The following is a 22140-nucleotide window of genomic DNA, read 5'->3' as shown; positions in this document are numbered from 1 at the left end:
ATAGTTGCGCCGAACTTAGCCCAGCCGGCCCGCGGAATGCGCGAGCAGCGTGTAGACGAGCCCGGTTTCCGAGGTCAGGTGGCTGCGCAGCGCCGCCGGGCCGCGTTCGTCGCGGGCGACTTCGTCGAGCAGGCGTTCGAACTCGGTGATGTAGCGGTCCACCGTCTGCTTGAATGGGCGGTCGGCGCGGTACTTGCGGCTGACTTCGTCGAACGCCTTCTGGCCGGCCGGCGTGTAGAGCCGCTTGCTAAACGCCTTGCGCTCACCGCGCTGGTAGCGATCCCACATCTCGGCCGCCAGCGTACGGTCCATCAGCCGGCCGATGTCGAGCGACAATGAATCCAGCGGATTGGCAGAGGCGGCGGGCTGCGGCGCCGGCGCGCGACGCGGCGGCTCGCGGTCTTCCTCGCCATGGTCGGCGCGGCCAAGCAGGTCCGACAGCCAGCCGTCACGGCCCTCGTCGGAGCCTGAGGGGGCGACCGGCGGCGCTTCGGTGCGGCGCGGCGCGGGGCCGCCGATATCCGGCATCGGCAGGCTCGAAGAGCTTCCCATCGCCGGCCGCGGCGCCGGACGCGGGGCCGGCTCGTTGCGGGCCACCGGCTCGCTGCGCGCGTTGGCGATAGCCATCACCGGCTCTTCTTCTCGCATCACGCTGGCCCGATTGGTCTGCACAACATCGGCGCCGCGGCCGTGGCGGGCGACGATCCGGTTCAGTTCGGCCAATGCCTCGATCTGGTCGACTATCACCTTGCGCATCTGCGCGGTGCTTTCGGCGGCCTCCTGCGGCATCTCGAACACGCCGCGGCGCAATTCGCTGCGGGTGTTCTCCAGCTCGTTATGCATTTCGGCGGCCATCGACTTCATGCTCGCCACCATCGAGGCGAACTTGTCGGCCGACTGCTTGAACATCGCATCGGCTTCCTGGGTGCCTTGCTGGTAGATCTCGGCCATCGCCTGCGAGGTCAGGCGACGCTCTTCCTCGGCGGCGCTGCGCACGGCCTCGAACTGGCGGTTGATCGCGGTCGAGCCGGCGCCGGCGGTTTCGGCGACGACGCGGGCGATGTCACGGGCGCGCTCCTCGGCGGCGGCCAGCGATTCATCGAGCAGGCCGGTGAAGCGGGTCAGGCGCTGATCGAGGTCGTTGGTGCGGGCGTCGATGGTGGTGACCAGCGATTCCAGCGCCGCCTTGCGCTCGTTTACCGAGACCGAAGTGGTGCGGTTGCTCTGCTCGACCAGGCTCGAGGCATCGACCAGCGCGCGGCCGTGGCTTTCGAACTCGGTCGACAGCGAACTCAGATCTTCCAGCGCGCGCGAGGTCTTCGCGGTGAAGGTGGTGAGTTGATCGTCCAGCATCTGCGTCGCCACGCCATTGCGCGAGGTGACGTCGTTCATGGTCGAGACGAAGTCGGCGACGCGGGTGACCAGCGCACGCTCCAGCGAGTTGAGGTTGTCGTGCGCGCCGGTCAGGACTTCCTGCAGCAGGATGTTGCCCTCGCGCAGCCGCTCGAACAGCGCAACGGTATCGGTGCGCAGGATCTTGCTGGTTTCCTGCATCTCGGTCACGGCCGCGATCGACACCTGGCGGGACTGCTCGATCGCCGCACGCGAACTGGACTCGAGGTCCTTCAGCGACTTGTTGACGGCGCCGGAGGCCAGTTCGCCGGCAGTGGTGATGCTGCGCGCGACATCCGAGGAGTTCGTCACCATCGATTGCGCAAAGGTGTGGCCGCGGCTCTCGATCGCCTTCAGCGCATCGGCGGTGACGCGATCGATATCGATCGTGAGCTGATTGGCCTTGGAGCCGAGCGCCTCGACCAGCGAGCCGCGCTTGGCATCGACCATCTGCGACAGCCGGTCGGTCTGCTGCTGCACGTAAGAGACGATCTCGTCGGTCTTGCCGGTCATCGTGGTGCCGAAGCTGCCCGAGGCGGCGAACACCGAACGCTCGATCTCCGACGAGGTGGTCTTGATCTTGGTGCTGATCTCGTTGGAAGCGGCGACCAGCGAGGTCTGCGCGGCGAGGGCGCTGGCCTGGATGTTTTCCGTCGTGCTGGCGGTGGTGGCCGAAAGCAGACGCTGCATCTCGGCGGAGATTGCCTTCATCTGTTCGGCGGTATCGGCGGAAGAGGTGGTCAACGAGGATTGCGCGTCGCGGGCGCTGCCGACGATCGAGGCGGCAGCATCCGCGCCTGCGGCGGCGAGGCTGCGCTCGACGTCGATCGCCAGCGACCGGACCTGGGTGGTGGCGTCCGAGGAGGCATTGACCAGCGTGGTCTGCGCTTCGCGGGCACCGGCAACGATGGACTCCGCGGTGGCGTTGCCGGCCGCGGTGAGGCTGCGTTCGACGTCCGCGGCGAGGTTGCGAACGTGGTCGGCGGCTTCGGTGGAGACCTCGGCCAGCACCGACTGCGCTTGGCGGGCGCTGGCGATGATTGCATCGGCGGTGGTGCTGCCGGCGCCGGTCAGGCTGCGCTCGATGTCGGCGGCGAGGTTGCGGACGTGGTTGGTAGCTTCCGACGAGGCGTCGATCAGCGACGTCTGCACATTGCGGGTGCTGGCGAGGATCGACTCCGCGCTGGCGTTGCCGGCAGCGATCAGCGTGCGTTCGACATCGGCGGCCAGTGTCCGGACCTGCTGCGAGGTGTCGGTCGAGGCGGTGACCAGGGTGCTCTGCGCGGCGCGGGCGCCGGCGAGGATGGAGTCGGCGGTCGCGGAGCCGGCGGCGGTCAGGGTGCGCTCGACGTCGGCCGACAGCGACTGGATCTGCTGGGCGACCTCGGTGGTGGTGGCCAGCAGGGTAGACTGCGCGTCGCGGGCGCCGCTGGTGACGGACATCGCGGTGGCGGCGCCGGCCGCGGTCAGGGTGCGCTCGACATCGGCCGACAGCGACTTGATCTGCGCCGACGCCTCGGACGAGGAGTCGATCAGCGTGGCCTGCGCTTCGCGGGCGCTGGACAGGATCGAGCTCGCAGCATTGGCGCTGACGGTCGATAGCGTGGTCTCGACATCGGTCGCCGTCAGGCGGAGCTGGGAGCCTACATCGCCGGCCACCGACAGCAGCGAATCCTGCGCGGCGCGGGTACCGGCCTGGATGGTTTCGCTGGTCGATACCACGAGCTGCGTGAGCGAGCGTTCGGCGCTCTCGACATGGCTCTTGATCCCCGTCGAGAGTTCTTCGGCGCGGGCCATGAGCTGGTCGCTCGCGGTGCGGCCGGAGGTTTCGATGCGTCCGGCGACCGCCTCGATGCGCGAGCCGAGCAGCTCCTCGAACTGGCCGACGCGGGTATCGATCTCGGTGGCGACGACGCCGATCCGGCCCTCGAAGCCGTGGTGGATCGCCTGGAAGCGCGCCGTGACGCTGTCGGTCAGGTGATTGCTGCGATCGTCGATCGTCTCGCTGACGCTGGCGATGCGTCGGTCGATGGCTTCGATCGCCTGCGTGGTGCCTTCGGTCAGGGTCGTGGTGAAGTAGCTGAGACGATCGTCGATCGCATGGATCGCATGCACGGCGCCTTCGGTCAGCGACGACGTCAGATGGGTGAGGCGGGCATCGACGGTGCTGACGGCGTGGTTGGTGCCTTCGGTCAGCGTCGAAGTGAGGTGGGTCAGGCGGGCATCGATCGAATTGACGGCCTGGACCGCGCCATCCGACAGCGACACCGAGAGATTCTCAAGGCGGTTGTCGATGGTCTCGGTCACCGACTGCGCGCGGGCATCGAAGGCCTGTTCGAGGTTCTTGAGGCGGCCATCGACGGTCTCGTCGAAGGTCCGGATCTTGTCGTCGAGCGAGGCGTCGAGCGTGGTGACGCGCGAACCGAACACGGTCTCGAACTCCACGAGGCGGGCATCGAGCGTCGCGGAGAGCGCGCCGCTGTTCGAGGTGACGCGGGTGTCGAAGGTGTCGACATAGGTCTTCAGCGTTTCGTTGATGTCCTGGGTGCGCTGGCCCAGGCGATCGACGACTTCGCCGCCGAAGGTTTTGACGGTGCGGTCGAATTCGGAGATGTGGCGGGTGATCAACGCACCCAGCGTGCCCGAGTCGCGCGAGAACTTCTCGGCGAGTTCGGAGCCCTGGTCGCGCACCAGTCCGTCGAACGCGCTCATCTGCAAAGCCAGCGAGTCGTGCGCGGTTTCGGTCTGGCTGACGACCTTGGCGACCAGCGCGTTGACGGTGACGTCGAGCGCTTCGGAAGCCTTGTCGCCGCTGTTGAGGACCTGGGTCGCCAGCCGGTTGCCGGCCTCGTCGATCTTGCTGACCAGATCGCCGCTGCGCAGCTCCAGTTCCAGTAGCAGCGAGTCGCTCGAATTACGCAGCGAATCGTGCATGAGTTCGGTGCGGTCGGAGACGCGATCGACGATGCCGGTGGAGCGTGCCTCGAAATCGCTGGTGATGCGGTCCAGGCGCTCGTTCAGCATGTCGTGGACGCGATCGGCAAGGTCGACGAATTCGTCGTGGACGTGGCCGGTCTTGAAGTTGAGGCTGGAGGTCAGGCGTTCGCTGGCATCGAGCACGGCGCGCGTGGTTTCCGCGCTGGCTTCCTCGAGCCGGTCGAGGAGGTCGCCGCCGCGCTCGCCGAGCGCCAGGATCATGTTGTCGCCGGCGTGGCTCAGCGCCTGGGTGATGTGGGTGCCGCGCTCTTCCAGCGCGCCGGTGATCGACTTGGCGACCTCATCGACGCGCGAGGCGATGGCGTCCGAGATCAGCGCGATGTCGTGGCGCAGATCGATCTGCACGCCGGAAATCGCCGAGCGCACCTGCTCGGCCTGGCCGACCAGGTTGTCGCGTTGATGCGCGATGTCCTGCAGCAGCGCGCGGATGCGGACTTCATTGTCGGAGTAAGCGCGTTCCAGCGCGGAGACTTCGTTGGTGACAAGCGCTTCGAGTTCGCCGGCGCGCGCGATCGCGCGTTCGACGCCGTCGCCCATGGCGGCTACTTCGCGGCGGATCGCCTGGCCGACGGTGACCATCGAATCGCTGGCGGCCCCTTCGGGTTCGGAGAACCGGATTGCGACCTGCGCCATCGACTGCGCGATCATGCGCAGTTCCTGGCCGCGCCACGCCAGACTGGCGAGGAAGTAGAACAGCAGGACCGGCGCGAAGAACAAGACGGCAAGGCCGGCCAGCGCCAGCGTGCCGCCGGAACCCTGGCCGATGAAGGCCTGCAGCGACGGCAGGAACGCGACGGTGAGCAACCCGGCGCCGGCCACCCAGACGCCGGCAAACAACGTCGCCAGCGTGTAGACGTTGCGGGCGGGGCGGCCCTTCTGGATCGCCTGCAGGATCTGGCCGATGGTCTCGCGATCGTCATTGGCCGGGCGGCGCGAAAACCGCGCCTCGTCGGGCGCGTCGAAACTCGGCCGGTCGGTGATGCGCGGCTCAAAGGCGCTCTCGTCGTAGGCGGAACTGGAAATCGGACTGTCGTGGCGAACCGCCGGAGCATCGCGATCGACCGGCGCGTCGCTGATGTTCAAGGCTTCCTGAATGGCAGACAGCGCAACTTCCGTCGGATCCTTGGCCTTCTTTGTGTTGTTTGCCATCTTCGTCCCACGCCCCTTGTTTACGCATCCGGAACACCGCGCAATTCTCGCTACACAAGGGAACTTGCCCCATGTACCCCGCGAGAGATTGCCGCGAACGGCCGGTCGCTCGGCTTGTCCGCTATTCCCGCAAACATCCTATTGGCTTGGTCGCGCGAATGAAATGGATTCGGTTAAGACATTCTTAATCATCGTTAACAGGACAGACCGGTAACGCATTGCCGCCGCTGGATTAACGCCGATCCAAGCGCAATCGTGGCGAGTTTTCGGCAAAACCGCGTCCAAGCTGCGGCATGTACGTGAAACGTTCCGTTAACCAATTCCGTGGTTCGCTGCCGAAATCGCAGCGCGTGTGCGCCGCGGCGGATCATCCGGGGCATAACATGGCGTTGCACATCGAACAGGTCCAATGGATGCCGTCGCCGCCGCTCGCCCCCGATGATGGTCCGATCGACCTTGCGCACCTGCGCCGCATGACGCTCAGCGACGCCAGCCTCGAGCGCGAAGTGCTGGCGCTGTTCGCCGCGCAGTCCGTCGGCCTGATGCGGGAATTGTCCGGCATGCCCGGCAATGTCGGCGAACTCGCGCACAAGCTCAAAGGTTCGGCGCGCGCAATTGGCGCGTCACGGGTGGCGGACGCCGCCGAGTGGCTGGAAACCGCCGGCCATGATGCCGCGCAGGCGCTGCGGGCGCTGGACGAGGCGGTTTACGAGGCGCGGGCGGCGATCGACGGTATTCTCAAGCGCTCCTGAACGCACAGCAGCTTTTCGCGCAGGCCCGCTGGCGCGATCCGGATCGAGCCGTTATACGACAATCGTATCTTCCTTCCGGCAGCGCGAGCATCATGGCCAAGATAAACTTCATCGACCATTCCGGCGAAACCCGCAGCGTTGACGCCGAAGTCGGCTCCACGGTGATGGAGGTGGCGATCCGCAATTCGATCCCGGGTATCGAAGCCGAATGCGGCGGCGCCTGCGCCTGTGCGACTTGTCACGTCTATGTCGATGAAGCCTGGCGCGAGAAGGTCGGCGCGCCGACGCCGATGGAAGAGGACATGCTGGACTTCGGCTACGACATCAAGCCGAACTCGCGGCTGTCGTGCCAGATCAAGGTCACCGATGCGCTCGATGGCCTCGTCGTCATCACGCCGGAGCGTCAGGCCTAGTTTCATTTGACGGAATGCCGCGGCGATCAGGTCGCCGTGGAATGATGCAGCATCCAGGGTTGGAAACGCGCGATTACCGCATCGGGGATCGGCGTCGGCTGCCGGCTCTCGAGACCGACCATCACGGTGGTCGATGTCGCCGAGGCCACGCATTTGCCTTCCGAGAACACCACTTGCGAAAACGTCGCCGAGGTCCGGCCGAGCTTGCTGACGCCGAGGCCGAGTTCGATCGTGCCCGGCCAGTGCAGTTCCGCACGATAGTGGATGTCCAGCCGGACCAGTACCCAGCTCAACCCCGACGGCATCAGCCCGTGGCGCGGATCCTTTACCAGCATCACCCGGCTGGTCTCGAAGTAGCTGGCATAGACCGCGTTGTTGACGTGCTGGTTGGGATCGAGATCGGCGAAGCGCACATTGTCGCTGAGGCGGTAAGGAAAGTCCTCGAGCAGAGGTTGCGGCGCGCGGGCAGGTGCATTCACGAAAACGTCTCCAGTCTATAGTTCTTCAGATCCCGTTCGAGCGGGGATGAGACCGGATCCGCCGCATGATGTGGCGAAGCCGTGGCATGTCACAATTGGAAATATGCGGTAATCTTGTAAAAGCCATTAAATCCCTCCACCCTGCTACCAGCATTGATAGTGGATGTAACCGCTTGGACGTGGTTACGCTTTCCAAGGGGATGATTATGATACGAGTTCAATCCCGGCTGGCCGTCACGGTCGCTTCCGGTATCGCCGTTCTGGCCACCCTCGCCAGCCCGTTGAAAGCTGCCGAACCGACCGCTGCGGGTCTCTGGCAGAAGGTCGAAAAAGGCAAGCCGGTGGCATGGTTTCTCATGATCGACCGCGGCGGCGTCTTCGAAGGGGCGATTGCCAAGACGTTTCCGAAGCCCGAAGAGCCCGCCAACCTCACCTGCGTCAAGTGCGTGGACGACCGCAAGGATGCGCCGGTGCTCGGCATCTCCTTCATTCGCGACATGAAGCAGGACGGGCTGAAATACGAGAACGGCAACATTCTCGATCCGCGCGATGGCAAGATCTACAAGGCCAAGATGAGCGTCAGCGAAGATGGCCAGGAGCTGACCGTGCGTGGCTTCTGGGGTATTTCGTTGCTGGGCAAGAACGAGGTCTGGTTTCGGCTGCCCGACACCATGACCGCGCAGCTCGATCCCGCCGTGATTGCAAAATACCTGCCGGCCCAGGCCGCTGCGATGAAGCCGGTCGCTCCGACCAAGCCGACGGTGGCTGTCGTCAAGAAGAACGTGGCGCCCGCTGCCCCGCACTGAGTCCGTTGCCCCCGCTGTGCTAGCCCGCGCCTGCGCCGAAGCCGTAGCCCGGATGCCAATCCGTGGCCGACTCATCCACCATGAAAGCTGTGCCCCGGATTACGTCGCCCCGCCGCAGGGCGGCGGGACTACTTCATCCGGGCTAGGCCTTTAATACTACCGGGTCTGCACCGGCTCGCCGAGCGGCTCGCTGGTGACTTCGGCCTCCGCGCCGAGCCTCAGCACGGCGGCGGCGGCGGGCAAAGCGGCGTCGGCCATGGCCGCGTGGCCTTCGGCGGTCGGATGGATCGCGCCGCCATAGACTGCCGACAGGATGCCCCAGGTGGCGTCGTGGATATCCGCCGGCTGGATCGTCGCCGAGATGCCCTGCGGATAGGTCATCGCCGCGAAGTAGCTGTCATTGGCGTCGCGGATCCAGCGGGCGCGCGGCAGATAGGCGCGGAACTGGCTGGCGCCCAGGCCGCACAGCATCGGCTGCGAAGATGCGGCCACGATGTCCGGATCGAAGCTCTGGCCCTTCGGAGAGAAACAGGCGCGGTCGAATTCCGGATCGGTCGATGCGCGGGCGCAGAAACCGTGCGTCGCAAAGGCTTGCTGGTGCGCATCGACATAGGTCATGCGATCGGCTTGCGGGTTGCGGCACAGCACGCCGCCCTGGCACAGCGCAATGGCCTTGAGCTGTGGCAGAAACTCGCTCTCGACGAAATTGGCGACGTTGGCGAGCCGCCGCGGATTGGCATTGAACGCGGGGTGCACGTCGAAGCCGGCAGGGCCGCCGGGGCAGGGCGCCCCATTCGAGAACGTCGGGTTGGCATAGGCCGTGAAGATCACGCGCGACAGGTCGCCGGACAACAGCGGCTTCAGCGCCTCGCGCAGCTTGCCGAATCCGGCCGGCAGTTCGCGCACCAGCGCGCTGCGGGAATCGTCGACCGATCCAAGGATGCCGCCGCGCTTGAACAGTGCGCGCTCGGTATCGTTTTCGACGATGACGTCAGCGACGAGATTGGAGAAGCCAATGTCATTGGCGCCGATCGACAGCAGTACGAGATCGAGCTTGCGGCCGGGCTGGCGTTTCTTAACGGCCGCCATCGCCTCGCGCAATTCCGTCATCTGCGCGGCGACACTGCCCTGGCAATTGGTCGATGTCTTGGTGGTCAGGCATTCCTTGGCCTGCTGCTTGCCGAGCAGCCCTTCGGCAATCGTTGCACCGGAGCAGGCGAGCGGCAGATAGGTCACGGCGATGTGCGGGTATTGCACCGCCATCGCGATCGCGGTGCGGGTCTGGTAGCTGTATAGCGAGCGATGGCACGGCGCGCTCAGCCACTGCGCGCCCTGGGCCTGCCAGGCCTGTAGCGATTCATAGCTTTCACAGGCGCGTCCGCCCTTGAATCCGGCGCGGCTCGGCCGATAATATTGTCCCGTGTCGGAACCGATATAGGAACGGTAGCAGAAGCCTTCGTCCGACAGCGCCACCGGGCGGTCCGGATTGCCTTCGCCGGAGGCGATGGAATCGCCAAGGCCGGCGATCAATACGTCGCGCACCGTGATGTCGGTGGTGACGCGCTGCGGCGCCTCGGCGCCGGAGGTGACATCGACGATCGCCACCGTGCGCTTGCCGTAGACAGCGCGGAAGTTCACCGGCTCGGCGCAGTCGAAATTGGATTGCCGGGGGCCGTCGCCATCATCGAACGTCCAGGCGCACACCGCGCCGACCGGCACTTCGCCGGTGAGCCGCACCGTGACCGGATGCTCGGTCGGCGTCAGGTAGCTTTCCTTGACGCTGTCGCGGGTGCAGGGCTCGCTGAACTTGCCGGCCATGTCGACACACAGCCGACCCACCGTATTGCGCGCCCAGCCGCGGCCGTCGCTCTGGACGCCCAGCGTCTGTTCGGACGCCAGGATGGTCTGGTTGCGCAGCGTGTCGGCGTGGAGCTGGAAATCGCGCTCCTCGCGGAACAGCCGAAAACGATTGCGGACTTCCCAACTGATCTGCATCGAGCCCGTGGTCCCCTGTGCGGCGGCCCATTCGACCGGCAGGGCTGCGCAGGCGGCTAGCAACAGAAGGGAGTGGAGCACGAGACGTCGGATGCGAACAAAGGTCATAACGCGTTTCAACGTCACATATGGGGCGGAAGTAAGAGGCGCTGACCAGTGAGTGATATCGAGCCGGGTTTCAGAGCTGAGCCTGGCGTTTCGTCGGCCGGGTCGGAACCGTGGCCGCTGCCGTGGTGGCGAGCGCTTCGGCCTGTGCGACGGCGCGGCCCCGTTGCCATGGGAGCACGACGTTCAGCCAGAGCTCGCGGGTTCCCATGATGGCGATCGCAACGGCGAACGGAATCATGAAATACAGGATCCGGAACATCACCAGGGTCGCCACCAGTTGTTCCCTGCCGAACTGCGGCAGCGCCACCAGCATCGCGGCGTCGAACACGCCAAGGCTTCCCGGCGCATGGCTGGCAAAGCCGAGCAGGGTGGCCAGGATGAACACCACCGCCAGCGAGACGAAATCGATGCCGGGCTCGTTCGGCATCAGCAGGTACATCGCCAGCGCACAAAATCCGAGATCGACGACGCCGATCAGGATCTGCAGCAGCGTGACCCGCGCCGAGGGCAGCACGACCTTCCAGCCGTTCTGGCCGAGTTCGCGGCGCTGCTTGCCGACCGACAGCCAGACCATGTAGGCGGCGATGCCGGCGAGGCCGGCGGCGCCGATCAGCCGGTTCACGGCATCCGGCAGCATGTTCATCGCCGACGCCGCCGCCGGATGCCAGATCATGCCGATGCCCAGCACGAATGTATTGCCGAGCCAGAACGTCAGGCCGGAGATGAAGCAGATCTTGGCGACGTCGATGGCGCTGAGCCCGTAATCCGAATAGATCCGGAACCGGATTGCGCCGCCGGTAAAGACGGTGGCGCCGAGGTTGTGGCCGATCGTGTAACTGGTGAAGGAGGACAGCGCCGCGATCCGGTAGGGGACGTGATTCTTGCCGAGCGTCCGCAAGGCGAAGAAGTCGTAGAACGTCAGGGTGCCGAAGGCGCCAAGCACGCACAAGGCGGCGAGCGCGATCTGGAGCGGCGGCTTTTCAGCCATCGCCGCCAGGATCACCGCCAAGTCCACGCCCTTCAGCGTGCGTACCAGATGCGTAATCGCCAGGCCGATAATGATGACGCTCGCCACCACACCGAGCCGTTTCCAGCCGATGTGCTGCCTGAAGCCGCGCCCGAGCGCGGTCAGCATACGTTGCATTCGTCCTCCCGGCGGAGCGCGAACAGGTGGAAAGCTGATCGGGTCAGAAGATGGCAATGGGCGACCAGTTCACTCATACGCGACGTTCATTCATGTCCGGAAACCCTTACGGCAAAAACGGCGCGTTGTGCAGTCCTTGACAAGCCGGGTTGGTGTCCGCTGCCGCGCCATCTTGCCGCTGCGGGCGATCCGGTTCGTCATATAGGCCCGAAAAGCGCTATTCCCTGCCGCAAATCAAAGCCCGCCAGGAACATCGATCGGTTCCGATCGCACGGACGAACGGCCGCGATCTTTTGTTACGCCTTGCGCAAGGCGAAGTGTGCGCCGCAAAACGCCATCAGGCCGCCGAGTAGCAGAGCAGCGAGACCGGCCACCACGCCCGCAACGGTCGGCACCGGGCTCGGCGCCGAGGCTGCCTGTCCGGCACCGGCAAGGACCAGGACACCGACCGTAATCAGAAACTGGCGCATCCGCGGCGGGATCGCGCCGCCCGCGGCGCTGTGCAGCAGCGTGGCGGTCACGTAGCCACCGACAAAGCCCATCGCGGCGATCAGCCACCAGGCGACCGCGGCGCCGGCCGGCATGAAGTCGCGGGCATCGCTGCGCCACAACCCGCCGAGGTCGAGCCCGAACCGCTGACCCAGCATGTGCACGGCCAGCGCCAGCAGCAGTCCTGACATCATTGCGCCGGCGAGGATCAGGTGGCGCGGAAAGGGGCTGGTCTCGGCCATCGGGGAACCCTGCTGCGGGGCGCGTCGCCTTGCGCGCACGGCCCTCTCCATGGCTTGTAAGGGACGTCGTGGCGCACAGGCAAGCGCCCCCCGGCGGCGACGATAGGACAGGCTCTGTTCAGGACGCTTTTCACGGCAAGGAACGCGCCGGTGGCCGAGGCTGCCGAGCCGGGCCATGCCTATGCCTACAAGGCGTCGCTGATCGGCGCCGCGCATCGCTATGAGCTGACCGCTGACGGGCTGTCGTGGCGCACCGGCCGCCGGACCGGGCTGTGGCGCTATGGCGACATCGCGGAGGTGCGGCTGTCGTACCGGCCGATGGGGATGCAGGTGAAGCGGTTCCGCGCAGACTTGCGCCACGACGATGGCAGCCGGATCGTGATCATGTCGACCTCGAAGCAGACGGTGGCCCTGATGCAACCGCAGGCCGAATACCGCGATTTCATCTTTGAATTGCACCGGCAAATGGCGGCGGCAGCAAGCACGGCGTCGCTGCGCGCCGGACTGCGGCCGGTTCTGTACCGGGCGATCGTGGCTGCGTTGGTGCTGGTCGCTTTGGCCATGGCGGCGTTGCTGGTGCGCGCGCTCGTGACCGGCGAATTCGCGGGCGCGGCGTTCCTCATCGGCTTCTGTATATATGCGGGTTGGCAGCTCCGCGGCGTGCTCCGCCGCAACCGGCCGCGGGACTACACGTTTGCAGATGTGCCTGTTGATCTGCTGCCGTGAGCTGCTATCTGCTGGTTCAAGCGCGTGCGGCCTGGATGTAGTGGGTGAAGTTCGTGGAGCTGTAGCCTGCTTTGAGAGCTGCGACATGCAGGGCAACGTCCGCTGTGAGAAGATGGACGTCATGTTTTGCGAATTCTAGAAGCGCGCAGTCGGTCAACCCAAGCCATTTGAACTCCGGGCGTCTCGCGGCGTCGGCACTGACGATGTACTTTTCTTTGGCGCGCGACAGGAAGATGGAGAATTTATTCAGAATACTGCGCGCGTGTTCATCACCCTCAAAGCTGAGTAGGTTGGAAGCTTCGGAAAGTGCATTTGGGATGACGGCGACTTCAGGGATACTCCGAGATAAATTCCGTCAACAACCTGAAGTCATCGATTGTGTAAGCCCGTGTTCTCTTGTGATTGATCACAGCTTTCTCGTCAGCCAGTCCTACGACAAGCAATACGATCAGGTTTGTATCGATCAGCAGAGTTGAACTCATCTAATCCTCGGAAACGGCCTTCCGCTGCATGGCTTTGACTTCGCCGTTTCGATCGTCAACGACAATCGTGCGATAGGCGCGCTTGTGAAGGGGGGGGCTCCGTAGCAGCAATGGCGAGCAGATTATTGAGTGGGCTTCTAGGGGAATTCCAGGGCCTCGAGAAGCCAAGGGTAATCTTCCAGACGCGCTTCTCGTCGTTGTATTCGACCTCTTCCAGACCGAGGTTTGAGGGATGCTCATCCTCCATCACATCCATTATCCAGGTCTTGGCGGCCCTGACGGCCTCTTTCACATCCATGACGCTCTCCGGAACCGAGCTATTTAAGACTTACAATAGCTCACCTGTAAAAGACGGGAAGTCTATTTTCCCTGTTGTTTAGTGCCGTCAGGCCGCCCCGCGTCCGACGCCTTCATACACAAACCCCGCCGCCGCCATTTCCTCCGGCCGGTACACATTGCGCAGGTCGACGATGACAGGCTGCTTCATGGTCGCCTTCAGCCGGGGCAGATCGAGCGCGCGGAATTGGACCCATTCGGTGACGATCACCAGCGCGTCGGCACCTTTGGCGCAGTCATAGGCGTCCTCGCAATAGGTGATATCGGGCAACTCGCTTTTCGCCGGCTCCATGCCGACCGGATCGTAGGCGCGCACGTTCGCGCCCATGTCGAGCAGGCCGGTGACCAGCGGGATCGACGGCGCCTCGCGCATGTCGTCGGTGTCCGGCTTGAAGGTGAGACCCAGCACCGCGACGGTCTTGCCGCGCAAATGGCCGCCCAGCGCATGCGAGACTTTTCGCGCCATCGCGCGCTTGCGGTTGTCGTTGACGGATAGCACCGCCTCGACGATGCGCAGCGGCGCGTCATGGTCGAGCGCGATCTTGACCAGCGCGCGGGTATCCTTGGGAAAGCATGAGCCGCCGAACCCCGGGCCGGCATGCAGAAATTTCGAGCCGATGCGATTGTCCATGCCGATGCCGCGGGCGACGTCCTGGACGTCGGCGCCGACCTTTTCTGCGAGATCCGCGATCTCGTTGATGAAGGTGATCTTGGTGGCGAGGAAGGCATTCGCCGCGTATTTTATCAGTTCGGCGGTGCGGCGCGCGGTGTACATCACCGGCGCCTGGTTCAGCGACAGCGGCCGGTAGATCTCGCCAATCGCCTTGCGCGCGCGATCGTCGGAGGTGCCGACGACGATGCGGTCGGGAAACTTGAAGTCGCGGATCGCCGCGCCCTCGCGCAGGAATTCGGGATTGGAGGCGACGGCCACGTCGGCGTCGGGGTTGGCCTCGCGGATCAGCCGCTCGACTTCGTCGCCGGTGCCGACCGGCACGGTGGATTTGGTGATGACCACCGTAAAGCCTCTGACCGCCGCGGCGATTTCCTTGGCTGCCGCGTAGACATAGGACAGATCCGCATGGCCGTCGCCGCGCCGCGACGGGGTGCCGACGGCGATGAACACGGCGTCCGCTTCGGCGACCGGTTTGGTGAGGTCGGTGGTGAAATCGAGCCGGCCGGCCTTCACATTGGCGGCGACCAGCGCATCCAGGCCGGGCTCGAAGATCGGGATCAGGCCGCGATGCAGCGCCTCGATCTTGGAGGCATCCTTGTCGACGCAGGTCACATGATGGCCGAAATCGGCAAAACAGGCGCCAGACACCAGGCCGACATAGCCGGTGCCAATCATCGCGATACGCATAAGAAGACCTGAATCTGGAGGTGTCGGGCAGGGTCGATGCGTCGGGTCTTAGCAGATGCGGAAGTCTGTCACACGACGCTGCATCAAAATAACGGCGGATATCATCAGTGGGCAGGACGTGCTAGAGAGTGGGCCAGACCTCTTTCTGCCCACTCCCGTCTCTTTGAGAATTCCGCGCCATGAAACACGACCAGCTGCTCGGCCAGATTCAGGACTATTGCCGCCAGGTCGATATGGCGGAATCGACGTTTGGCCGCCGCGCCGTCAATGACGGCAAGCTGGTCAACCGGCTGCGCGAGGGCAAGCGCATTACCATCGACACGCTCGACCGTATCCACGCCTTCATTGCCGCCTCGCTGCCGGAAGGTCTGACGCCGCCGCGGCGGCCCGATCTTCCGCTGGAAAGGCGCGATCCGCGCAGCAATTTCCGCTTCTTCGAAAACCGGCAGAAATATCTGCTGTTCGTCCATACCTGCTCGGAAAAGCGGGTGATTGCCGAGCGGGTCGGGCTGGAACTCGGCAATATCCACCCGCGCCCGCCGGCGCTGCGGGTGTTCGATGCCGGCGTCGGCGACGGCACCGTATTGGCACGGGTGATGCGAACCATGCACGGCCGTTTCCCGCACATGCCGTTCTATATCGCCGGCAAGGAATTGAGCCTGGAGGACGTCCGGCTGACGCTGGACAAGGTGCCCGACCGGTTGTTCGAGCATCCCGCCACGGTATTCGTGCTGACCAATATGCATTACGCCGAGGCGCCCTGGCTGACGCCGGCGTCGCCTGCGGCGGCGGCCGGCATGATCTGGCATGAAGTGGCGCTTCGCGGGGCGTCGTCCGGCGAATTCGAGACGCAGATTGCCGAACTCGGCGGGTTTCTGGAGGATAATTGGCGCGCCAGCATCAATCCGCGCTCGGGCATGCCGACCTATGAGCGGCCGGTGGCGCTGGTGGTCTACCGCGAGGATCACCGCTTCCTGCTCGATTCGATCATCCCGCGCGCCGGTCGCACCGAGGCGAATTTCGACCTGATCATTGCCTCGCAGCCCTATCGGGCCAAATCATCCGTGACCTTTCGGGCCAAGCGGATCATTGCCCCCCTGGCCCGGGCGTTGCGCGCCGGGGGACGGCTGATCGGCATCCATTCGCATGGGCAGGACCCAGGTATGGAGATCGTGCAAGCCGTCTGGCCCAAAGAAAACCCTTTCGCTGTGAGCCGTCATGAGCTATTGCGCGCAGTGAAATACGAGCTGGGCTCCGCGGGGCGCGATTTGAACTTCAATGCCTATTCCGACCACCGGTCGATTTTTCGCTACGCAATGGAAGCATTGCCGAACGAGGTCACCGGCCTGATCGGAACATCGACGGCTTTTGCAGCATGGAACGCGGCGGTCTACGTGGCCCAGATCGAAGACGACCGCTTGACGGAAGTCACCCAGAGCGGCCGCTACCTCGATGCGACACGAGAGGTTCTGCGCAAGCATAACGGGCTCTGGTTCTACGACGAATCCTACGTCATCTCGCGGCGTCGCGACTGACATTTCTGGACAATTTGACGAAAGGCCGCCGATGCATGGCGGAACAAAGGGGTTAGTTGATGCGCGCGTCTTATCTCTTCACCAGTGAATCCGTCTCCGAAGGTCATCCGGACAAGATTTGCGACCGGATTTCCGACGAAATCGTCGACCTGTTCTTCCGCGAAGGCGCGAAGGCCGGCATGGATCCCTGGGCGATCCGGGCCGCCTGCGAAACGCTGGCCACCACCAACAAGGTCGTGATCGCCGGCGAGACCCGCGGTCCCGCCTCGGTCACCAACGAGCACATCGAGGCCGTGGTGCGCGCCGCGATCAAGGACATCGGCTACGAGCAGGCCGGCTTCCACTGGAAGACCGCCGACATTGAGATCCTGCTGCATCCGCAGTCGGCCGACATCGCGCAGGGCGTCGACGCGCTGCAGCCCGGTACCAACCAGGAAGAGGGCGCCGGCGACCAGGGCATCATGTTCGGCTACGCCACCAACGAGACCGCCGAGCTGATGCCGGCCCCGATCTTCTACGCGCACAAGATCCTGCGCCTGATCTCGGAAGCCCGTCACGCCGGTATCGAGAAGGTGCTCGGCCCGGACTCCAAGAGCCAGGTCACCGTGCAGTACGAGAACGGCAAGCCGGTCGGCGTGCGCGAGATCGTCGTCTCGCACCAGCATTTGGTGGAAGACATGACTTCGAGCCAGGTGCGTGACTGCGTCGAGCCCTACGTCCGCAAGGCGCTGCCGGAAGGCTGGATCTCCGACAAGACGATCTGGCACATCAACCCGACCGGCAAGTTCTTCATCGGCGGTCCCGATGGTGACGCCGGCCTGACCGGTCGCAAGATCATCGTCGATACCTACGGCGGTGCTGCCCCGCACGGCGGCGGCGCGTTCTCCGGCAAGGATTCCACCAAGGTCGATCGCTCGGCCGCCTATGCCGCACGCTACGTCGCCAAGAACATCGTTGCCGCCGGCCTCGCCGACAAGGCGACGCTGCAGCTCGCTTACGCCATCGGCGTGGCGCGTCCGCTGTCGATCTACGTCGATACCCACGGCACCGGCAAGGTCGCCGATGAATTGATCGAAAAGGCCGTCGCCGAATCGATGGACCTGACGCCGCGCGGCATCCGCAAGCACCTCGACCTCAACAAGCCGATCTACGCCCGCACCGCGGCCTATGGCCATTTCGGCCGTACGCCGGATGCGGATGGCGGCTTCTCGTGGGAGAAGACCGACCTTGTCGACAAGCTGAAGGCTGCGGTTTAACGCGACTGCTTCATCATACGCCGATGCGTTAGCGTAACGTTCAGGGTGTTTGGAAGTTGAAGTAAGCTTTGGCGTCACGACCATGTACGACGCGCTCTCCCCCTGTTGCGGGGGAGGGCTGACGCGGACGACCACCGCAACGACCGCAGCGATTTCGGTATCTGCCTCCTCCGCCGAAGGGGAGCGGCCAGACCGCCACGAACTGCCCCAATTCGCTACCTATTGATAAGTCCAGATAACTCCGTTCCAGGAACAGATCACATGACCACCGCGCCCAAGGGTTTCACCGACTACATCGTCAAGGACATCGCGCTCGCGCCGTTCGGCCGCAAGGAAATTTCGATCGCCGAGACCGAGATGCCGGGCCTGATGGCCACCCGCGAGGAGTTCGGCCCGCAGCAGGTGCTGAAGGGCGCCCGCATCGCCGGCTCGCTGCACATGACGATCCAGACCGCCGTGCTGATCGAGACGCTGGCTGCGCTCGGCGCCGACGTGCGCTGGGTATCATGCAATATCTATTCGACGCAGGATCACGCCGCCGCGGCGATCGCCGCCGCCGGCATTCCGGTGTTCGCCATCAAGGGCGAGAGCCTGGAAGATTACTGGGACTACACCGCACGGATGTTCGACTGGCATGGCGGCGGTCATCCCAACATGATCCTCGATGACGGCGGCGACGCCACGATGTACGTCCACCTCGGCCTGCGCGCCGAGAACGGCGACACCGCCTTCCTCGACAAGCCGGAATCGGACGAAGAAGTGATCTTCTTCGCGCTGCTCAAGAAGCAGCTCAAGGAGAAGCCGAAGGGCTACTTCAAGGGCATTGCCGAGAGCATCAAGGGCGTCTCCGAAGAGACCACCACGGGCGTTCATCGCCTGTACGACATGCAGAAGTCCGGCAAGCTGCTGTTCCCGGCCATCAACGTCAATGACAGCGTCACCAAGTCGAAGTTCGACAATCTGTACGGCTGCCGTGAATCGCTGGTCGACGGCATCCGCCGCGGCACCGACGTCATGATGTCCGGCAAGGTTGCGATGGTCGCCGGCTTCGGCGACGTCGGCAAGGGTTCGGCGGCGTCGCTGCGCCAGGCCGGCGCCCGCGTCATGGTGTCCGAAGTCGATCCGATCTGCGCGTTGCAGGCGGCGATGGAAGGCTATCAGGTCGTGACCATGGAAGACGCGGCGCCGATCGCCGACATCTTCGTCACCGCCACCGGCAACAAGGACATCATCACCATCGAGCACATGCGCGCGATGAAGGATCGTGCCATCGTCTGCAACATCGGCCACTTCGACAACGAGATTCAGATCGCGCATCTGAAGAACATGAAGTGGGACAACATCAAGCCGCAGGTCGACGAGATCACCTTCCCGGACGGCAAGCGGATGATCCTTTTGTCGGAAGGCCGCTTGGTGAACCTCGGCAACGCGACCGGCCACCCGTCCTTCGTGATGTCGGCCTCCTTCACCAACCAGACGCTGGCGCAGATCGAACTCTACGCCAACAACAAGGACGGCAAGTACAAGAAGGAAGTCTACGTGCTGCCGAAGGCGCTGGACGAGAAGGTTGCGCGCCTGCATCTCGCCAAGATCGGCGTGAAGCTCTCCGAACTCAGCCCCGAGCAGGCCGCCTATATCGGCGTCAAGCAGCAGGGCCCGTTCAAGACCGACCAGTACCGCTACTGAGTCCAATCGCTTCGGCGATGGATCACTGAACGACAAAGCCCCGGAGCGATCCGGGGCTTTTTGTTGGCTCGTACTATCCCAGAGCTCCCATGTCGTCCCTGCGAACGCAGGGACCCATAGCCTCCGGGTTTCGGCTTCTGCCGAGCTATTGCCGGCTGAGATCGATCAAGGCGACAGCGTGTATGGGTCCCTGCGTTCGCAGGGACGACACGGAGTGTCAGCGCACGATGCGCGGCTTCAACGCGGCCACGGCCTTCGCGGCAGGGGCTACGGACAGCTCCGCGCCCTCAGCCGCATAGGGCGCCAGCACATCCAGCAGATCGCGGCCGCGCGCCGGCATCGGCGTCACCAGCGCGCGGGTCGCGACCTGGTCGAGATGCGAGTGCATCAGCGCCATGGCGCCGGCGGCGTCGCTGCGCTCCAGCGCGTCGATGATGCCGATATGCTCGTTGACGCCGCATTCCGACGAATGCGGCCGGCTGTACAGCGACAGCGTGAGGCAGCAGCGATAGGCGATCTCGCTGACATAGCGCACCATGACCGGGCTGTTGGTCATGGTCGCCAGCAGCACATGGAATTCGGTGGCCAGGCGAATTGAGACAGCGTCTGGGCCCTCGCGTGCGGCGCTCTCGGCCTCGACATGGGCTTTGAGGCGCGCCACCTGCGCCCTGCTGAGCCGGCCGGCGAGCTGGCGCATCACCAGCCGTTCTAGCTCCATGCGGATGTCGAAGGTGTCGCGGGCGTCCTGCCAGCTCGGCGTCACCACCACGGCGATGCGGTTGCGGCGCAGTTCGACCAGGCCCTCGGAGGCGAGCTGGCCGAGCGCATGGCGGGCGATGGTGCGGCTGACGCCGAAGCGTTCGCCGAGCGCGTCCTCGGGCAGCTTGGCACCGGGCTCGAGCGCCTGTTCGATGATCGCGCGCCGCAGCGCGCGACAGATCGTCCCGACTTTGTCCGATGATTTCAATGGCTTCGCCGTATCCAACGCCATAGGCTCCAAGGTGAGCGCGACAGCCGGCAGGCCGGTGCCCGAATTGCATGCACGTTGTCGAGGCACTGCCCAACAAACTTCCAGCGGTATCAGCGATAATCCGAAACGATCCGGAATTCCAGCGGAAGCAGGCTGGCATCGCAATTGCATGCACTTTAAGCCATGAACAGTATGCAAACTGCCGTGGCGCCTGCCGCGCCCGTCAAATCCGGACCGATCGCCGTCGAACTATCGGCGACTTCCGTGACCTTCGGCCGCGGCCCGACCGCGACCCCGGCGCTGGCCGAAACCAACATGATCATCCCTGACGGCGAGTTCCTCGCGCTGGTCGGGCCGTCCGGCTGCGGCAAGTCGACGATCCTGCGGCTGGTCTCAGGCCTGGTACGGCCGACCTCCGGCGTGGTGATCGTCGGTGGGCGTGAAGTGGCGGCGCGGGCGCTGCGGGTCGGCATGGCATTCCAGAACCCGACCATGCTGCCGTGGCTGACCATCGAGCAGAACATCATGCTGCCGCTGAAGATCGTCGAGCCGTTTCGCTCGCAGTTCAAGAAGCAGCGCAAGCTGGCGTTTCGCGACAAAGCGCATGCGCTGCTGGCGCAGGTCGGGCTCAAGGGCTTCGCCAACAAGTTTCCCTGGCAATTGTCCGGCGGCATGCTGCAGCGGGCCAATCTGTGCCGTGCGCTGATCCACGAGCCGCGCATGCTGCTGCTCGACGAGCCCTTCGGCGCGCTCGACCAGTTCACCAAGGAAGAGCTGTGGACCATCCTGCAGAACCTCTGGCTGGCCCATAAGCCCACCGTATTGCTGGTGACGCATGATTTGCGCGAGGCGGCGTTCCTGGCCAGCCGGATCTGCGTGATGAGCCCGCGGCCGGGGAGGGTGATCGACGACAGCAAGGTCGATTTTGCGCGTCCCCGCACCATCAAGATGACCTTCGAGCCGGACTTCGTGGCGCTGAACCAGCGGCTGCGCGACCTGATCGTCGTCGCTCGCGCCGACCCGGCGGATGAAACCTCGGAGGCGACGTCATGAATCTCGCATTGCGCCAGAAAGTCTCGTCCTTCGCGCTGATCGCGATCTTCTTCATCGGCTGGCAGTTGTTCTGCATGGCCTCGGGCATCTCCGACCTCGTGCTGCCGAAGCCGACCGAGATCGTCACCACGCTGATCGCCAAGTTCCCGATCTTGTGGCCGCACATTCTGCAGACGCTGGGCACCACGATGGCCGGCTTCGTGCTCGGCGTCGGCCTCGGCGTCGCGCTCGGCGCCATCATCGGCGTGTCGAAGGTGGCCTACGACACCGCCTATCCGCTGCTGGTCGGGTTCTCGTCGATCCCGAAGGTCGCTGTGGTGCCGATCTTCGTGCTGTGGTTCGGCTCCGGCAGCGTGCCGGCGATCCTCACCGCGCTGTCGATCTGCTTCTTCCCGATCGTCGTCAACATCGCGACGGGGCTTGCTACCACCGAGCCTGAACTGGAAGACGTGTTGAAAGCGCTCGGCGCCAGCAAGCTCGATATCCTGTGGAATGTCGGCCTGCCGCGCACCATGCCGTTCTTCTTCGCCTCCTTGAAGGTCGCGGTCAGCTACGCCTTCGTCGGCGCGGTACTGGCGGAGACCGTGGCCTCCAACCGCGGCATCGGCAATGTGATGATGAGCGCGTCGTCGAACTTCAACGTGCCACTGGTGTTCGCCTGCCTGTTCATTCTCGCGGTGCTCGGCGTCGCGCTCTACGTCGTCTTCTCCCTGATCGAGGCCCGTGTCACCGGCTGGGCCACGCGTAAGAACGATCTCGTCGTCACCTAA

Annotated in this window: 17 protein-coding genes; 9 read left to right on the top strand and 8 right to left on the bottom strand. The window is 64.6% G+C overall.

Going from position 1 to position 22140, the window contains the following annotated elements:
* Nucleotides 1–15: 15 nt before the first annotated feature.
* The gene (locus FIU28_RS18345; RefSeq protein ID WP_143574624.1) at nucleotides 16–5538 is read right to left on the bottom strand and encodes a hypothetical protein; all 5523 of its coding nucleotides are present in this window, start codon (nucleotides 5536–5538) and stop codon (nucleotides 16–18) included.
* Nucleotides 5539–5921: 383 nt separating this feature from the next.
* On the opposite strand from FIU28_RS18345, the gene FIU28_RS18340 reads away from it, so the two are divergent.
* Together FIU28_RS18340 and FIU28_RS18335 are read left to right on the top strand one after the other, a co-directional pair.
* Nucleotides 5922–6290, top strand: coding sequence for an Hpt domain-containing protein (locus FIU28_RS18340; protein WP_143574623.1), 369 nt, complete (start codon nucleotides 5922–5924; stop codon nucleotides 6288–6290).
* Between the two features lie 92 nt (nucleotides 6291–6382).
* Nucleotides 6383–6703 (top strand): 2Fe-2S iron-sulfur cluster-binding protein, encoded by a 321-nt coding sequence (locus FIU28_RS18335; protein WP_143574622.1) that lies wholly within the window; start codon nucleotides 6383–6385, stop codon nucleotides 6701–6703.
* Nucleotides 6704–6729: 26 nt separating this feature from the next.
* Here the strand turns inward: FIU28_RS18335 and FIU28_RS18330 are convergent, their stop codons facing one another.
* Nucleotides 6730–7182 carry an acyl-CoA thioesterase gene (locus tag FIU28_RS18330; RefSeq protein ID WP_143574621.1) on the bottom strand — a complete coding sequence of 151 codons (453 nt, stop codon included), beginning with the start codon at nucleotides 7180–7182 and terminating at the stop codon, nucleotides 6730–6732.
* Between the two features lie 206 nt (nucleotides 7183–7388).
* Between FIU28_RS18330 and FIU28_RS18325 the strand changes: the two genes are divergently transcribed.
* Complete coding sequence (locus FIU28_RS18325) at nucleotides 7389–7988, top strand: DUF2147 domain-containing protein (protein ID WP_143574620.1); 600 nt, start codon at nucleotides 7389–7391, stop codon at nucleotides 7986–7988.
* Nucleotides 7989–8144: 156 nt separating this feature from the next.
* Here the strand turns inward: FIU28_RS18325 and FIU28_RS18320 are convergent, their stop codons facing one another.
* The 3 genes from FIU28_RS18320 to FIU28_RS18310 form a co-directional block, all read right to left on the bottom strand.
* Nucleotides 8145–10091, bottom strand: coding sequence for a hypothetical protein (locus tag FIU28_RS18320; RefSeq protein ID WP_143574619.1), 1947 nt, complete (start codon nucleotides 10089–10091; stop codon nucleotides 8145–8147).
* A gap of 70 nt (nucleotides 10092–10161) precedes the next feature.
* Complete coding sequence (locus tag FIU28_RS18315; protein WP_143574618.1) at nucleotides 10162–11235, bottom strand: lysylphosphatidylglycerol synthase transmembrane domain-containing protein; 1074 nt, start codon at nucleotides 11233–11235, stop codon at nucleotides 10162–10164.
* Nucleotides 11236–11531: 296 nt separating this feature from the next.
* The gene (locus tag FIU28_RS18310) at nucleotides 11532–11966 is read right to left on the bottom strand and encodes a hypothetical protein (protein ID WP_143574617.1); all 435 of its coding nucleotides are present in this window, start codon (nucleotides 11964–11966) and stop codon (nucleotides 11532–11534) included.
* A gap of 150 nt (nucleotides 11967–12116) precedes the next feature.
* On the opposite strand from FIU28_RS18310, the gene FIU28_RS18305 reads away from it, so the two are divergent.
* Nucleotides 12117–12692, top strand: coding sequence for a hypothetical protein (locus FIU28_RS18305; RefSeq protein WP_143574616.1), 576 nt, complete (start codon nucleotides 12117–12119; stop codon nucleotides 12690–12692).
* A 537-nt stretch (nucleotides 12693–13229) separates the two neighbouring features.
* Here FIU28_RS18305 and FIU28_RS18300 read toward each other — a convergent pair.
* Both FIU28_RS18300 and FIU28_RS18295 read right to left on the bottom strand, forming a co-directional pair.
* Nucleotides 13230–13472, bottom strand: coding sequence for a hypothetical protein (locus FIU28_RS18300; protein ID WP_143574615.1), 243 nt, complete (start codon nucleotides 13470–13472; stop codon nucleotides 13230–13232).
* A gap of 87 nt (nucleotides 13473–13559) precedes the next feature.
* Nucleotides 13560–14870 (bottom strand): UDP-glucose dehydrogenase family protein, encoded by a 1311-nt coding sequence (locus FIU28_RS18295; RefSeq protein ID WP_143574614.1) that lies wholly within the window; start codon nucleotides 14868–14870, stop codon nucleotides 13560–13562.
* 179 nt (nucleotides 14871–15049) lie between these two features.
* Here FIU28_RS18295 and FIU28_RS18290 point away from each other — a divergent pair, with 179 nt between their 5' ends.
* The 3 genes from FIU28_RS18290 to ahcY all read left to right on the top strand — a co-directional run bounded on the left by FIU28_RS18290 (nucleotide 15050) and on the right by ahcY (nucleotide 19347).
* Nucleotides 15050–16405 carry a hypothetical protein gene (locus FIU28_RS18290; protein WP_143574613.1) on the top strand — a complete coding sequence of 452 codons (1356 nt, stop codon included), beginning with the start codon at nucleotides 15050–15052 and terminating at the stop codon, nucleotides 16403–16405.
* A 59-nt stretch (nucleotides 16406–16464) separates the two neighbouring features.
* Nucleotides 16465–17661 (top strand): methionine adenosyltransferase, encoded by a 1197-nt coding sequence (gene metK, locus FIU28_RS18285; RefSeq protein ID WP_143574612.1) that lies wholly within the window; start codon nucleotides 16465–16467, stop codon nucleotides 17659–17661.
* 261 nt (nucleotides 17662–17922) lie between these two features.
* The gene (gene ahcY / locus FIU28_RS18280) at nucleotides 17923–19347 is read left to right on the top strand and encodes an adenosylhomocysteinase (RefSeq protein ID WP_143574611.1); all 1425 of its coding nucleotides are present in this window, start codon (nucleotides 17923–17925) and stop codon (nucleotides 19345–19347) included.
* Between the two features lie 217 nt (nucleotides 19348–19564).
* Here ahcY and FIU28_RS18275 read toward each other — a convergent pair whose 3' ends face one another.
* Nucleotides 19565–20338, bottom strand: a complete 774-nt coding sequence (locus FIU28_RS18275; protein ID WP_143574610.1) for a GntR family transcriptional regulator — start codon at nucleotides 20336–20338, stop codon at nucleotides 19565–19567.
* 162 nt (nucleotides 20339–20500) lie between these two features.
* Here FIU28_RS18275 and FIU28_RS18270 point away from each other — a divergent pair, with 162 nt between their 5' ends.
* A complete protein-coding gene (locus FIU28_RS18270; protein WP_143574609.1) occupies nucleotides 20501–21370 on the top strand; it encodes an ABC transporter ATP-binding protein in 870 nt (289 codons plus the stop codon).
* A complete protein-coding gene (locus tag FIU28_RS18265; RefSeq protein ID WP_143574608.1) occupies nucleotides 21367–22140 on the top strand; it encodes an ABC transporter permease in 774 nt (257 codons plus the stop codon). Before FIU28_RS18270 ends, FIU28_RS18265 begins: the two co-directional genes overlap by 4 nt.

The organism is Tardiphaga sp. vice154 (assembly GCF_007018645.1).
In the GTDB taxonomy this organism is placed as follows: Bacteria; Pseudomonadota; Alphaproteobacteria; order Rhizobiales; family Xanthobacteraceae; genus Tardiphaga.
This window is presented reverse-complemented; position numbering and strand designations above follow the sequence as displayed.